This is a genomic window from Streptomyces sp. CB09001, from assembly GCF_003369795.1.
GTDB lineage: Bacteria > Actinomycetota > Actinomycetes > Streptomycetales > Streptomycetaceae > Streptomyces.
In genome coordinates, this window is record NZ_CP026730.1 from 1441540 (window position 1) to 1455458 (window position 13919).

At 73.1% G+C, this 13919-nt stretch carries 15 protein-coding genes; 6 read left to right on the forward strand and 9 right to left on the reverse strand.

All coding sequences use genetic code 11. The annotated features are described in order from the left end of the window. Nucleotides 1-48 precede the first annotated feature (48 nt). Nucleotides 49-831: a nucleotidyltransferase domain-containing protein gene (locus C4J65_RS06785; RefSeq protein WP_115741579.1), complete on the reverse strand. Its 783-nt coding sequence runs from the start codon at nt 829-831 to the stop codon at nt 49-51. Between the two features lie 154 nt (nt 832-985). Between C4J65_RS06785 and C4J65_RS06790 the strand changes: the two genes are divergently transcribed. Next, nucleotides 986-1399, forward strand: coding sequence for a RidA family protein (locus C4J65_RS06790; protein WP_115741580.1), 414 nt, complete (start codon nt 986-988; stop codon nt 1397-1399). Then, nucleotides 1396-1869 (forward strand): GNAT family N-acetyltransferase, encoded by a 474-nt coding sequence (locus C4J65_RS06795; protein WP_115741581.1) that lies wholly within the window; start codon nt 1396-1398, stop codon nt 1867-1869. The genes C4J65_RS06790 and C4J65_RS06795 overlap by 4 nt, the downstream gene beginning before the upstream one ends. Nucleotides 1870-1873: 4 nt before the next feature. On the opposite strand, the gene pip is transcribed toward C4J65_RS06795, so the two are convergent. Together pip and C4J65_RS06805 are read right to left on the reverse strand one after the other, a co-directional pair. After that, the gene (pip, locus tag C4J65_RS06800; protein WP_115741582.1) at nt 1874-2845 is read right to left on the reverse strand and encodes a prolyl aminopeptidase; all 972 of its coding nucleotides are present in this window, start codon (nt 2843-2845) and stop codon (nt 1874-1876) included. A 55-nt stretch (nt 2846-2900) separates the two neighbouring features. Then, nucleotides 2901-3614, reverse strand: coding sequence for a uracil-DNA glycosylase (locus C4J65_RS06805; RefSeq protein WP_115741583.1), 714 nt, complete (start codon nt 3612-3614; stop codon nt 2901-2903). Between the two features lie 127 nt (nt 3615-3741). Between C4J65_RS06805 and C4J65_RS06810 the strand changes: the two genes are divergently transcribed. Then, the gene (locus tag C4J65_RS06810; protein ID WP_115741584.1) at nt 3742-4278 is read left to right on the forward strand and encodes an RNA-binding S4 domain-containing protein; all 537 of its coding nucleotides are present in this window, start codon (nt 3742-3744) and stop codon (nt 4276-4278) included. A gap of 25 nt (nt 4279-4303) precedes the next feature. Here the strand turns inward: C4J65_RS06810 and C4J65_RS06815 are convergent, their stop codons facing one another. After that, complete coding sequence (locus tag C4J65_RS06815) at nt 4304-4744, reverse strand: DoxX family protein (protein ID WP_240330381.1); 441 nt, start codon at nt 4742-4744, stop codon at nt 4304-4306. 119 nt (nt 4745-4863) lie between these two features. Beyond that, nucleotides 4864-5550 (reverse strand): class I SAM-dependent methyltransferase, encoded by a 687-nt coding sequence (locus tag C4J65_RS06820; RefSeq protein ID WP_115746325.1) that lies wholly within the window; start codon nt 5548-5550, stop codon nt 4864-4866. Between the two features lie 172 nt (nt 5551-5722). On the opposite strand from C4J65_RS06820, the gene C4J65_RS06825 reads away from it, so the two are divergent. Next, nucleotides 5723-5980 carry a DUF6343 family protein gene (locus C4J65_RS06825; RefSeq protein ID WP_162833061.1) on the forward strand — a complete coding sequence of 86 codons (258 nt, stop codon included), beginning with the start codon at nt 5723-5725 and terminating at the stop codon, nt 5978-5980. Nucleotides 5981-6036: 56 nt separating this feature from the next. Here the strand turns inward: C4J65_RS06825 and C4J65_RS06830 are convergent, their stop codons facing one another. From C4J65_RS06830 to rpsA, 4 genes are all read right to left on the reverse strand, one after another. Beyond that, nucleotides 6037-6417 carry a tetratricopeptide repeat protein gene (locus C4J65_RS06830; protein WP_003976823.1) on the reverse strand — a complete coding sequence of 127 codons (381 nt, stop codon included), beginning with the start codon at nt 6415-6417 and terminating at the stop codon, nt 6037-6039. Between the two features lie 49 nt (nt 6418-6466). Next, nucleotides 6467-7069: a dephospho-CoA kinase gene (coaE, locus tag C4J65_RS06835; protein WP_115741587.1), complete on the reverse strand. Its 603-nt coding sequence runs from the start codon at nt 7067-7069 to the stop codon at nt 6467-6469. Between the two features lie 32 nt (nt 7070-7101). Further along, nucleotides 7102-8040, reverse strand: coding sequence for a PAC2 family protein (locus tag C4J65_RS06840; RefSeq protein ID WP_115741588.1), 939 nt, complete (start codon nt 8038-8040; stop codon nt 7102-7104). 160 nt (nt 8041-8200) lie between these two features. Further along, on the reverse strand, nt 8201-9712 hold the full coding sequence (gene rpsA, locus C4J65_RS06845) for a 30S ribosomal protein S1 (RefSeq protein WP_109031901.1): 1512 nt from the start codon (nt 9710-9712) through the stop codon (nt 8201-8203). Nucleotides 9713-10294: 582 nt separating this feature from the next. On the opposite strand from rpsA, the gene C4J65_RS06855 reads away from it, so the two are divergent. Then, a complete protein-coding gene (locus tag C4J65_RS06855) occupies nt 10295-10957 on the forward strand; it encodes a class I SAM-dependent methyltransferase (RefSeq protein WP_115741589.1) in 663 nt (220 codons plus the stop codon). Nucleotides 10958-11038: 81 nt separating this feature from the next. Continuing rightward, on the forward strand, nt 11039-13888 hold the full coding sequence (locus C4J65_RS06860) for an ATP-dependent helicase C-terminal domain-containing protein (RefSeq protein WP_115741590.1): 2850 nt from the start codon (nt 11039-11041) through the stop codon (nt 13886-13888). Nucleotides 13889-13919: the final 31 nt, after the last annotated feature.

Consider the following 13919-nt stretch of genomic DNA (forward strand, 5'->3'; position numbering starts at 1 on the left):
TTTCGGGAGGATGACAGCCGTCGGGCGCCACCGCACTCCGCGGTGCGCTCAGCGCTCGACGGTCTCCATGGCCTCGCGCAGCAGGGTCTCGGCCCGTGTCACGGACCGCTCCAGGGCGTCCGGCCGCGGCGCCAGCTCCGCCAGCAGGGCGTCGATCCCGTCCAGCCCGGCCCGGCCGACCATGCCCTTCTCGTTCGTCACCCACTCCCCGCGCGCCGCCAGCACCGCGTGGGCCGTCTGGGTCGCGGCCAGGGCGAGCGCACCGGCGACCTGGGTGAGGGCTCCCTTGGGGGCGTGGCCGGCCTTGGCGTAGGCGAGGGTGGCGGTGGCCGCGCCGTACCAGCGTTCGGGTGCGGCGGTGCGCAGGGCCTCCGGGTAGGCGGCGGGGCGGGGCGGGTCGCCGCGCAGCACCTCGTTGATGGCCAGCTCGGCGACCACGAGGTAGGTCGGGATGCCCGCCAGGTGGAACATCAGCGGCTCGACGTCGAAGCGGCCCGCCTCCGCCCGCGTCATCTCGTGCTCCACCACGTCGAGGTCGCGGTAGTGCACGTCGACCCGGCGCTCGTCGATCGTCAGCCAGGCGCCCCCGTTGAAGACGCCGCCGCCCCAGGCGCCGAGCTCCGAGACCTCTCCTGGCCAGCCGACGGCGCGCAGGTCCGCCGGGTCGAAGGCGCCCCGGTAGTAGACCGCCAGGTCCCAGTCGCTGTCCGGTCCGTGCGTGCCCTGTGCCCGGGAGCCGCCGAGGGTGACCGCGCGGACCGCGGGCAGGGCGGCGAGCCGGTCGGCCGTGGTGTCGAGGAAGGCCTGGTCGGTGAGGGTGGGCGTGGGCACGGGTGCGGGCTCCTGACGGTGGGGTGGGCGGGGGCGGGGCCGACGCCGGGGAGCCTAGGTGGCCTGGGTACGGGCCGCGAGTGAAATTCGGATGCGCGGCGCGGGCGGAGAACGGACGATCGGGGGGTTGCCCGCCCGTCGTCCAGGAGTCCACGTGATCCAGCGCGTCACCGTGCCCGGCCTCTTCCCGCCGCCCGTCTACTCCCACGCCTCCGTCGTCGAGGCCGGGACCAGGCTCGCGTTCCTCGCCGGTTCCGTTCCGCTCGACGCGGAGGGGAAGCTGGTCGGCGGGGGCGATCCGGTCCGTCAGGCCGAGCAGGTGATCGCGAACCTCACCGAGCAGTTGCGTGCCGTCGGGAGCGGCCTTGAGCACGTGCTGTCGACCGATGTGTACGTCGTGAGCGCCGAGACCGCCGCGCTGTCCGCCGTCTGGGACGTGGTCGAGGCGTCCGGGCTCAGCACCGGTCCGCACTCCTCGACGCTGCTCGGGGTGAACTGCCTCGGTTACCCGGGACAGCTGGTGGAGATCACCGCGACCGCGGTCGTGCCGGAGAACGGCCGCCCGTGAGCCGGGAGGAGGCGGGCGCCGGGGCCGTCGTCCTGCGGCGCGCCTCGGCCGTCGACGCGCGGGCGGCGGCCGACGTCTGGCTGCGCTCCTTCGCCGCCGCGCTGCCGACCGTGGTCCGGCCACGCTCCGACTCCGAGGTCCGTGCGTACTTCCGGCACGTGGTGGTGGAGCGCTTCGAGACCTGGGTGGCGGAGGCGGCCGACGGCGCGGTGGCCGGTGTGATGGTGCTCGAGGGCGAGGAGCTGTCGCAGCTGTACCTCGCCCCCGAGCGGCGCGGGTGCGGGATCGGGGACCGGTTCGTCGCCCTGGCCAAGGAGCGCCGGGCGGACGGGCTGTCGTTGTGGACGTTCCAGGTCAACGCGCCCGCGCGGCGCTTCTACGAGCGGCACGGGTTCCGGGCCGTGGAGTGGACGGACGGCGACCGGAACGAGGAGCGGGAGCCGGACGTGCGCTACGAGTGGGGGCCCTAGGCGGTCATTCCGCGATGTCACCGCGCGCGTACGTGTCCGTCGCCGCCAGCAGGACCTCGTCGCCGGTGGCCCCGGCGTCGTGTCCGGCCTCGTCCACGATCACCAGGTCGCTGCCGGGCCAGGCGTGGTGGAGCCGCCAGACGATGCCGAGGAGGTTGCCGAAGTCGAGGCTGCCCTGGACCAGGGTGCCGGGGATGCCCTTCAGCAGGTGCGCGTCCCTGATGACCACGCCCTCGTCGTTGCCGTCGCCGAGGAAGTGGTCGTTGCCCCAGTAGTGCGTGACGGTACGGGCGAAGCCCATACGGAACTCCGGGTCCTGGAACCGGGCGACCGAGCCCGGCGGCGCCGGGATCGTCGCCGTCTCCCAGTCGGTCCAGGCCCGCGCGGCCCGCTCGCGCACCGCCGCGTCCGGTGACTCCAGCAGACGGTTGTACGCGGCGGCCAGGTTTCCGTCGCGTTCGTCCGGGGGCAGCTCGGCGAGGAACCGCTCGTGCGCCTCCGGGAAGACGTTTCCCAGTCCGCGCGTCATTAGGGCCACTTCGGCGTTGGAGCCGGTGGCGACCCCGGTCAGCACCAGCTCGCTCACCACGCCGGGGTGCGTCTGCGCGTACCGCAGGCCCAGGACCGAGCCCCAGGACACGCCCCACACCAGCCAGCGCTCGATGCCCAGGTGGGCCCGCAGCCGCTCCAGGTCCGCCATGAGGTGGGCGGTCGTGTTGACGCTCATGTCCGTGTCGTGGGCGCTCGCGCGGGGCAGCGAACGCCCGGCGCCGCGCTGGTCGAGGAGGACGATCCGGTAGGCGGCCGGATCGAAGTAGCGCCGGTGCCCCGGACTCGCTCGGCTGCCGGGTCCGCCGTGCAGCACCAGCGCGGGCTTGCCGTGCGGGTTCCCGCAGGTTTCCCAGTACACGTGGTTGCCGTCCCCGACGTCGAGCATGCCGTGGTCGTACGGTTCGATCTCCGGATACAGGCCCATCGGCGCACCATAGCGGCGACGGCCCCGGGCGGTCATCCGCATTTCCGTGCGGCCCTCACCGCGCGGGCAGCCCCGCCGTCTCCGCCGCCGTGCGCAGCACGTCGCGCAGCATCTCGGGGGTGAGCCGTCCGGTGAACGTGTTGCGCTGGCTGACGTGGAAGCAGCCGAAAAGGTGCAGGTCCGGCCCGTCGGCGGCGGCCAGCGTCACCTGCGCCCCGTGTGCGAAGGCCGGACGGGGGCGGGGCACGGTCCAGCCCGCCCCGGCGAACGCGGGCAGCGCCGCCTGCCAGCCGAAGGCCCCGAGGACGACCACCGCCCGCAGTGTCGGCCGCAGCAGCCCCAGCTCCTGGACGAGCCAGGAACGGCAGGTGTCCCGTTCGGCGGGGGTGGGCTTGTTCGCGGGCGGGGCGCAGTGCACCGGTGAGGTGACGCGTACGCCGTACAGTTCCAGCCCGTCGTCCACGTGGGCCGCGGTGGGCTGCGAGGCGAGGCCCACGTCGTACAGCGCCCGGTACAGCACGTCGCCGGAGCGGTCGCCGGTGAACATCCGGCCGGTGCGATTGCCGCCGTGGGCCGCGGGCGCCAGGCCGACGATCAGCAGCCGCGCGTCCGGCGGGCCGAAGCCGGGTACGGGCCGGCCCCAGTACGTCCAGTCGGCGAAGGCGGCCCGTTTGGTACGGGCCACCTCTTCCCGCCACTCGACCAGCCGGGGGCAGGCCCGGCACCCCGCGATGCGCTGGTCGAGTACGGAGAGGCCGCCGGTGTCCATGCCTCCACCGTAAGACCCTCTTCTGCACGGGCGGGACGCGCGAGCGCCCAGGGTGCGCCACGAGGTCCGTCGGCCGGCCGCGGAAATTGCGGCCCCCTGCGCCGTGCCGGGCGGTTAGGGTCGAACCATGGCTTCCGAGCATGACGAAGGCGGGAGCGGCCCGGTGGCCGCCCCGCGGGACGGTGCCGCTGCCGCGGCCGGGGCACCGGACCCGAAGACGGCGGCGGCCGCCGCCGCCGAGGCGGCCGGGCCGCAGAACGGTGGGAGCGTCCGCGTGGACAGCTGGATCTGGGCCGTCCGCCTGATCAAGACCCGCTCCCTCGGCGCTACCGCCTGCCGCGGCGGCCATGTCCGGGTGAACGGCGAGCGGGTGAAGCCCGCGTACGCGCTCCGCGTCGGCGACGAGGTACGCCTGCGGCAGGAGGGCCGGGAACGGGTCGTCGTCGTGAAACGGCTGATCCGCAAGCGGGTCGGTGCCCCGGTCGCCGTCCAGTGCTACGTCGACAACTCGCCGCCGCCCCCGCCCCGCGAGGCCGTCGCCCCGGCCGGCATCCGCGACCGCGGCGCGGGCCGCCCGACCAAACGCGACCGCCGCGAGATGGACCGGCTGCGCGGGCTGGAGAGCCTGAGCAGTTCCCGGCGGGACGCGGGGACCCGGCCCTGAGCGGTCCGTGGTCGGGCAGGCCCGGTCAGCCGCGTCGGACCCGGTCGCGCAGCAGTCGGCGCAGCTCCTCGTTGTGCCCGCGGCGGGCCCGGGCGACGATGAGGAGCGGCACCATCAGGATCAGCGGTGTCGCCGCGTTCGCGCCGTCGAAGTAGCTGAGCTGGACGACGAACGCGCCCACCATCAGCGCGCTCAGTGCCGTCGCCGCCACCGACTGCAGCACCGGGACGAGCAGGGCGACCGCTCCCGTCAGTTCGAGCACACCGATCGCGTACATGCCCGCGTCGCCCCAGCCCATCTCGGCGAAGGTGTCGGCCGCCGAGGAGTGCGCGATCAGCTTGGGCAGGGCGCTCGCGACGGCGAAGAACAACGCGAGGAGCACCTGCACGACGCGCAGGGCGACCCGGAGGCCGCCGCGCCCGCGGGCCGGTGCGGTGGGGACGGGGGAAGTGGTGGTTTCCGACATGGCGGTCTCCTGAGCCGAGCGGTCCGTGCTGCTGTCGGGATACAGACCGCCCACCGCCCCGGGACTCATCGCCGGACCGGACCCCGACTCCCCTCACCTTGCCGGGCGTGCCCTTGCCGCTACGCCTGCCGCACGGGCACGGCCCTCACCCACGTCCCGTCGTCGGTGAGATACCGGTCCACCGCGAGTCCCGCCTCCCCCAGTGCCTCCTCGAACTGCTCGCCGGTCAGCGGCCGGGCCCGGAAGGTCTGGGTCCAGACCGCGTCCGGGAACTCGTACTCCGCCCGGACCGCGTTGACGCCGTCACCCACCGGGTCCGCCGACAGGATCCGGATGGTGAAGCCGCCGGGGTCCACCCGCTCACGCGGCAGATTCGTGTGGTAATCCGCCCCCTCCCGCTGGATCAGTACACAGCCGTCCTCCGCCACGTGCCGGGCGCAGGTGCGCAGCAGCCCCCGCCGCACCTCGACGTCCCCGGTGTGCACGAGGAACGACGCCAGCATCACCGCGTCGAAGCGCTCGCCGAGGTCGAGGTCCTCGATCGGGCTGCATATGGTGCGTGCCCCGCGCACCCGCTCCAGCATCTCGGCGGACTCGTCCACCGCGGTGACCCCGAACCCCCTTTCCAGCAGAGGGTGCGTCATCCGCCCCACCCCGCTGCCCAGCTCCAGTATCCGCGCGCCCTCGGGCACGGCGGCGGCGACGACGTCCGGCTCGGCTCCGACCGGCAGCCGCGAATAGAGCTCGACCGCGCAGCCGTCCGGGGTGATGGCTCCTGGTCCCGTCCCCTGGTGTCCCTCTCGCATGCTCAGCTCCATACCCGTCCAACGGCCCGCCCCCGCACACCCGTTCCCCCTCACCCTCGGTTCACCCGACCGAGTGAACGCGCCCCGTTCCGGGGTGCGCTCGGTCCGGCGCTGCGCCTCGTTTCCCCCTCGGCGCCCGCCGCAGTACGTTCGATACAGGAGTGGTGAACCGATGCGTACGGGCAGTGAACCGGCCACCGCGCGCAGTGCCCTGCGGGCGCGGTTCTGGCTGAGCCTGTGGGGGCTGGCCTGGGCGGTCTTCGGCACGGCCGTCTTCGCGCTCACGGGGCATTTCGGGTGGGCGGTCGCCTGCGGCGTGCTGTGGCTCGTCGTCACGGTCGACCTGACGGTGATCCTCCGGCATCTCCGCGAGGGTCCGCACTACCAGCCGGGCCGGGACGTCCCGCCGTACCTGCCGCCCAGGCGCTGACCTCAGCAGTCGACCGCCAGACCGACGGCCGGGAGTCCACCCTCGGAAGTCGGACGTCAGGAGTCGAAACGTGCCTGCTGCAGGTACTCCGGGTTCGGGTCCAGGGCCGCCGCCAGCCGGAAGTGGCGCCGGGCCTGGCCGGGGCAGCCCCGGCGTTCGTAGGTGCGGGCGAGAGCGAAGTGTGCGAACGCGTTGTCCGGTTCGCGCTCCAGGACGATGGTGAACTCCAGCTCGGCCGGACGCAGTTGCGCCGCCGCGAAGAAGGCTCGCGCGCGCAGCAGCCGTGCGGCCGTGTTCTCGGGATGGGCGCCGATGACCCCGTCGAGCAGTTTCACCGCGCCGCGCGGGTCCCGCGCCGCGAGCAGTTGCTCGGCGGCACGGAAGTCGATGACATCCGTCTCCGGAGTACGTCCGGTCGGACCGCTTGTCTCGGGCACGGCTGAGTCCTTCCCTCGCTGGAAGGGATCAACGCACGGGCCGGATCCGCTATTCCGTGTGCGCCCGGCGCACCAGTTCGCCCCAGACCTCCTTGACACGCCGCCGCAGCTCCTCCAGCGGTACGTCGTTGTCGACGACCACGTCCGCGATCTCCCTGCGCTGCTCGCGCGTCGCCTGGGCGGCCATGCGGGCCCGTGCGTCCTGCTCGGGCATGCCGCGCAGCCGCACCAGCCGGTCGAGCTGGGTGGCGGGGGCGGCGTCCACGACGACCACGAGGTCGTACAGCGGCGCCAGGCCGTTCTCCGTGAGCAGGGGGACGTCGTGGACGACGACGGCGTCCTCGGCGGCGGCCGCCTCGAGGGCACTGGAGCGCTCACGGACCAGCGGGTGCACGATGCCGTTCAGGACGGTCAGCTTCTCGGGGTCGGCGAACACGATCGAACCGAGTTTCGGCCGGTCCAGGCTGCCGTCCTCGGCGAGGACGTCCTCGCCGAACGCCTCCACGACCGCGGCGAGCCCCGGTGTTCCGGGGGCGACTACCTCGCGCGCGATCCTGTCGGCGTCGATCAGTACGGCACCGTGCTCGACGAGGAGCCGTGACACCTCGCTCTTGCCGGCGCCGATTCCGCCGGTCAGGCCAACCCTCAGCATGAGCGGAAGCTTAGAGGGTGCCGGTCACGGCGTCAGCCGTCGCCCTCCCGCTCGGCGAGGAACCGTTCGAACTCGCGGCCGATCTCGTCGGCGGAGGGGATCTCGACGGGTTCGGCGAGCATGTTGCCCCGGGTCTCGGCACCGGCCGCCGCGTCGTACTGGTGCTCGAGGCCTTGGACGAGGGCGATGAGCTCCTCGTCGCCCTCCTGGATCTGCCGGTCGATCTCCGTCTGGGTGCGGTGGGCGTCCGTGCGCAGGGAGTGCGCGATGCCCGGCAGGACCAGGCCGGTCGCCGCGGTGATCGCCTCCAGGACGGTCAGCGCCGCGTCCGGGTACGCGGAGCGGGCCACGTAGTGCGGGACGTGCGCGGCGACGCCGAGCACGTCATGGCCGGCCTGCCCGAGCCGGTACTCGACGAGCGCCTCCGCGCTGCCGGGGACCTGCGCCTCCTCGAAGGGGCTGCGATGGCCCGGCACGAGGTCGGTCCGGCTGCCGTGCGGGGTGATGCCGACGGGCCGGGTGTGCGGGACACCCATGGGAATGCCGTGGAAGCTCACCGACAGGCGGACGCCCAGACGCTCCACGATCTGCCCGACGGCCGCGGCGAAGCGCTCCCACTCCACGTCCGGCTCGGGGCCGGAGAGGAACAGGAAGGGCGCACCGGTGGCGTCCTGGACGAGCCGCACCTCGATGGTGGGTTCCTCGTAGTCCGACCAGGTGTCCCGCTTGAAGGTCAGCAGCGGACGGCGGGCCCGGTAGTCCACGAGCCGGTCGTGGTCGAAACGGGCGACGACCTGGTGGGGCAGCGAATCGAGCACCTGGTCGACGATCTGGTCGCCGGTCTCCCCGGCGTCGATGTATCCGTCGAAGTGGTACAGCATGACCAGTCCGGCCGACTCCTGGGCGAGTGCCATGTCGACGACGGCAAGGCCCTTCGGCTCCCAGGCGTACAAATCCTGCGGATCAAGCACAGTGACCGCTCCCCTCCTCGTGTTCATACGTCACAACACCCTTGTGGGGTGGGGCATTCCCGGGGGAGGCACACTGAAGGGGCCGCACCTCGAAAGGTGCGGCCCCTCAGTCAACCGCTGTGCTTCAACCGCTGTGTGTCAGCGGCCGGTGTGCAGAGCTTCAGCTCTGGCCGCCGGCCAGCTTCTCGCGCAGCGCGGCCAGCGCCTCGTCCGACGCCAGGGCGCCGGAGTTGTCGCCACCCTCGGAGGAGTAGGAGCCACCGCCGCCACCGCCACCGGACGCGGCCTGAGCCGCACCCGCGGTGTCGACACCCTCGGCAGCGGCCTTCTCGTCCGCCTCGCGGGACTTGATGACCTGCGCCTGGTGCTGCTCGAAGCGCTGCTGGGCCTCGGCGTACTGCGTCTCCCACGCCTCGCGCTGGGTCTCGTAGCCCTCGAGCCAGTCGTTGGTCTCGGGGTCGAAGCCCTCGGGGTAGATGTAGTTGCCCTGGTCGTCGTAGGACGCGGCCATGCCGTACAGGGTCGGGTCGAACTCGACCGTGGACGGGTCGGCACCGAAGGCCTCGTTGGCCTGCTTCAGCGAGAGGCTGATGCGGCGGCGCTCGAGGTCGATGTCGATGACCTTGACGAAGATCTCGTCGTTGACCTGGACGACCTGCTCCGGGATCTCCACGTGGCGCTCGGCCAGCTCGGAGATGTGGACCAGACCCTCGATGCCCTCGTCCACGCGGACGAACGCACCGAACGGCACCAGCTTCGTGACCTTGCCGGGCACGACCTGGCCGATCTGGTGGGTGCGGGCGAACTGCTGCCACGGGTCTTCCTGGGTCGCCTTCAGCGACAGGGAGACACGCTCGCGGTCCATGTCGACGTCGAGGACCTCGACGGTGACCTCCTGGCCGACCTCGACAACCTCGGACGGGTGGTCGATGTGCTTCCAGGACAGCTCGGAGACGTGGACCAGACCGTCGACGCCACCCAGGTCCACGAAGGCACCGAAGTTGACGATCGAGGAGACGACGCCGGAACGGACCTGACCCTTCTGGAGGGTCGTGAGGAACGTCTGGCGGACCTCGGACTGGGTCTGCTCCAGCCAGGCACGGCGGGACAGGACCACGTTGTTGCGGTTCTTGTCCAGCTCGATGATCTTCGCCTCGAGCTCCTTGCCCACGTAGGGCTGGAGGTCGCGGACGCGGCGCATCTCGACCAGGGAGGCCGGGAGGAAGCCGCGGAGGCCGATGTCGAGGATGAGACCACCCTTGACGACCTCGATGACGGTACCGGTGACGATGCCGTCCTCTTCCTTGATCTTCTCGATGGTGCCCCAGGCCCGCTCGTACTGGGCACGCTTCTTCGAGAGGATCAGGCGGCCTTCCTTGTCCTCCTTCTGGAGAACAAGGGCCTCGATCTCGTCACCGACGGCGACGACCTCGTTGGGGTCGACGTCGTGCTTGATCGAGAGCTCGCGGCTCGGGATGACACCTTCGGTCTTGTAACCGATGTCGAGCAGGACCTCGTCCCGGTCGACCTTCACGATGACGCCGTCGACGATGTCGCCGTCGTTGAAGTACTTGATCGTCTCGTCGATCGCGGCGAGGAAGGCTTCCTCGTTACCGATGTCGTTGACCGCAACCTGCGGGGTGGTGGCGGTGGTCTCGGTGCTGCTCGTCATGTGGGAAAGGGCTCCGGTACGGACATTGAAGTCGTAGGTACTGCTTACGCCGGGAGCCCGTTTCGCTCTGCAGAAGCCGGACAGCCAAGGAAACGTCACCGAAATCCACTGGTGACGCCTCGAGAACCGAGGGGACATACAACAGATGCGAGCGCGACCTGCTACGTCTGAGGTGCGCAGGCCCGCAGCGCAACTTGTAGCATACGGGGGCAGCCGGGCAGGGTCAATGCGCGAAGCCGCACACCCGGGGCGGATCGTCGCATACCCGGCACAAAAGCCGTCTCCCGAGGCCACACGGACCCCTGGATGCCCCTTGCGTGACACGAGGGGCGGGCGGCACGGAAGAGCCCGCAGACTAGTACGAGGGAGCCGGCCATCCAAGAGCCCGTAACGTCCGAGGCCGCATCCGAGGCCGCATCCGGGACCGCCTCCGGGGCCGACGGAACCGGAGGACCAGAGCCCGAGGCCACCCGGCGTGCCGCCGGTGTCACGGAGAGTTCCCGCGCCAACCGCGGCTGGTGGGACCGGAACGCGGACGAGTACCAGACCGAGCACGGCACCTTCCTCGGCGACGACCGCTTCGTGTGGTGTCCCGAGGGCCTGGACGAGGTGGAGGCCGAGCTGCTCGGCCGGCCGGAGGACCTGAAGGGCAAGGATGTCCTGGAGATCGGCGCCGGCGCGGCCCAGTGCTCGCGCTGGCTGACCGCCCAGGGCGCCCGTCCGGTGGCCCTCGACCTCTCCCACCGCCAGCTCCAGCATGCCCTGCGCATCGGCGTCTCGTTCCCCCTGGTGTGCGCCGACGCGTCGGTGCTGCCCTTCGCGGACGGCTCGTTCGACCTGGCGTGTTCGGCGTACGGGGCGCTGCCGTTCGTCGCCGACCCGCGGCTGGTGCTGCGGGAGGTGCGCCGGGTGCTGCGGCCCGGCGGCCGTTTCGTCTTCTCGGTCACGCACCCGCTGCGCTGGGCGTTCCCGGACGAGCCGGGCCCCGAGGGGCTGTCGGTCTCCGCGTCGTACTTCGACCGCACGCCGTACGTCGAGCAGGACGACGAGGGCCTCGCGGTGTACGTCGAGCACCACAGGACGCTCGGCGACCGGGTGCGGGACGTGGTGGCGTCGGGGTTCCGGCTGGTGGACCTGGTGGAGCCGGAGTGGCCGGACTGGAACACCTCGGAGTGGGGCGGCTGGTCGCCGCTGCGCGGACATCTGATCCCGGGGACGGCGATCTTCGTCTGCGAGCGCGACTGAGCCGTACTCGTTCCCGAACCGGACCTGTGCGGGTCCACGCGCGCGTGGAGGGCGCTTTCACGGACGTACGACACTGGGGGCGTGATCCGTTACGACGCCCTGGACGCGCTGCCCGTGCGCGGCGCCCTGCCCGCGCTGCACGACGCCCTGGAGGGACACGGCACGGCGGTGCTGGTCGCACCGCCCGGCACCGGCAAGACGACACTGGTACCGCTGGCGCTGGCCGGGCTGCTGGGCGGGGAGGGTGCGCCCGCGCGGCGCGTGGTCGTGGCCGAGCCGCGGCGGATCGCGGCGCGGGCGGCGGCCCGGCGTATGGCGTGGCTGCTGGGCGAGAAGCCGGGCGCGAGGGTCGGGTACACCGTGCGCGGGGAGCGGGTCGTCGGGCGCCACGCGCGCGTGGAGGTCGTCACGACGGGCGTGCTGTTGCAGCGCCTCCAGCGGGACCAGGAGCTGACGGGCGTCGACGTGGTGGTGCTGGACGAGTGCCACGAGCGGCATCTGGACGCGGACACGTCGGCGGCGTTCCTGTGGGACGTGCGGCAGACCCTGCGACCGGAGCTGCGGCTGGTGGCCGCGTCGGCCACGACCGACGCGGAGGGCTGGTCCCGGCTGCTGGGCGGTGCGCCGGTCGTCGAGGCGCGGGGCGCGTCGTATCCCGTCGAGGCAGTGTGGGCGCCGCCGGCGCGTCCGGTGCGGCCGCCGCACGGGATGCGGGTGGACCCGGCGCTTCTCGCCCACGTGGCCTCGGTGGTGCGGCGGGCGCTCGCGGAGCGGGACGGGGACGTCCTGTGCTTCCTGCCGGGCGTCGGCGAGATCTCCCGCGTCGCCGGCCAACTCGGGTCACTGGCGGACGTCGATGTGCTTCAGGTGCACGGGCGGGCGCCCGCTGCCGTGCAGGACGCGGTGCTGGCGCCCGGTGCGCGGCGCAGGGTGGTGCTGGCGACCTCGGTGGCCGAGTCGTCGCTGACGGTCCCGGGCGTGCGGGTGGTCGTGGACGCGGGGCTGGCGCGGGAGCCGCGGGTGGACCACGCGCGCGGGCTGAGCGCGCTGACGACGGTACGGGCCTCGCGGGCGGCGGCGCGGCAGCGGGCGGGCCGGGCCGGACGCGAGGCCCCGGGGGTGGTGTACCGCTGTTGGGCGGAGGCGGAGGACGCCCGGCTGCCGCGGTTTCCGGCGCCGGAGATCAAGGTGGCCGACCTGACGGCGTTCGCGTTGCAGGCGGCCTGCTGGGGCGATCCGGACGCGTCCGGTCTGGCGTTGCCCGATCCACCGCCCGGCGGTGCGATGACGGCCGCCCGGTCGGTGCTGGCGGCGGTCGGCGCGGTGGACTCCGTGGGGCGGGCGACGGAGCGGGGCGTACGCCTGGCCCGCCTCGGCCTGCATCCCCGGCTGGGCCGGGCACTCCTGGACGCGGCGGAGCTGGGTGCGGGGGTCTCGCCCCGGGCCTCCTCGGGAGCGGCGGCACCCGCGGACCGCTCCGGTGCGCGTCCGGCCGGTACGGGTGCCTCGCCGACGGAAACCTCGGCACGGCGACACGCCGACGGCGGCACCGCACGACCGCCCGCCGCCGAGGACGGAGCCTCCGGGTCCGGCGGCTTCAGGAGCGGTGAGGCCGAGGTGGTGGCCGAGGTGGTGGGTCTGTTGAGCGAGGAGGCGCCGCGGGAGTACGGGGACGACCTCGTGTCCGTACTGCGGGCCGCCCGGCGCGGAGGGGACGCGTACGGCGCGCGGTGGCGGGCAGAGGTGCGGCGGCTGCGGGCCGCCGTGGAGGGCGGCGACGGTGGGCGGGGACGACGCACCGCCGCGGAGGATGGCGACGACCGACGGGGACGGCCCCTCACCGCGCAAGGTGACGACAGCGAGCGGAGACGACGCACCGCCGCGGAGCATGGCGACGACCGACGGAGACGACGCACCGCCGTCGAGGATGGCAACAGTCTGCGGGGGGAGCGGGTCGGTGAGGACGTTCTCGCCGGGCTGGTTGCCGCGTTGGCGTTTCCCGAGCGGGTGGCCAGGAAGGACGGCGGTTCGTATCTGATGGTCTCCGGCACCCGGGCGGAACTTCCGCAGGCGTCGGCACTGCGCGGGGCGCCGTGGATCGCCGTCGCCGTCGCCGACCGGCCCGTGGGAAAGGGGCACGCGCGCGTGCAGCTCGGCGCGGCCGTCGACGAGGAGACGGCCCGGCTCGCGGCGGGGACGCTGCTGACGGAGCGCGACGAGGTGCACTGGGCCGACGGTGACGTGGTGGCCCGGCGGGTCGAACGGCTCGGGGCGGTGGAACTCGCGGTGCGGCCCCTCTCCGACGTCGACCCCGTGCTCCTACGGGGCGCCCTGCTGGAGGGGCTGCGGCGGGAGGGGTTCGGGCTGCTGCGCCGTTCGGTCGACGCCGACCTGCTGCGCAAGCGGCTCGCGTTCCTGCGGCGGCATCTGGGTGGGCCCTGGCCGGACGTCACCGACGACGCGCTGCTCGCGCGCGCGGACGAGTGGCTGGAGCCCGAGCTGAGCCGGGCCCGGCGGCGGGCGGACCTGGGTCGGATCGACGCCGGGCAGGCGCTGACGCGGTTGCTGCCCTGGGCCTCCGGGGAGGCGGCGCGGCTCGACGAGCTGGCCCCCGAGCGGATCCTCGTCCCCAGTGGGTCCAGGATCCGGATCGACTACGGCGACCCCGAACAGCCCGTGCTCGCGGTGAAGTTGCAGGAGATGTTCGGGCTCCAGCGGTCGCCGGAGATCGCCGGGGTGCCGCTCCTCGTGCATCTGCTGTCCCCCGCCGGCCGTCCCGCCGCGGTCACCGCCGACCTGGCCTCGTTCTGGAAGGACGGCTACACCGGCGTCCGGGCGGAGCTGCGCGGCCGGTACCCGAAGCATCCGTGGCCCGAGGACCCGGCCACGGCGGAGCCGACCCGGTACACGAAGGCCCGGCTCGGCAAGTGACCGGGGCCCGGCGGGGCGAGGCGCGCCTCGC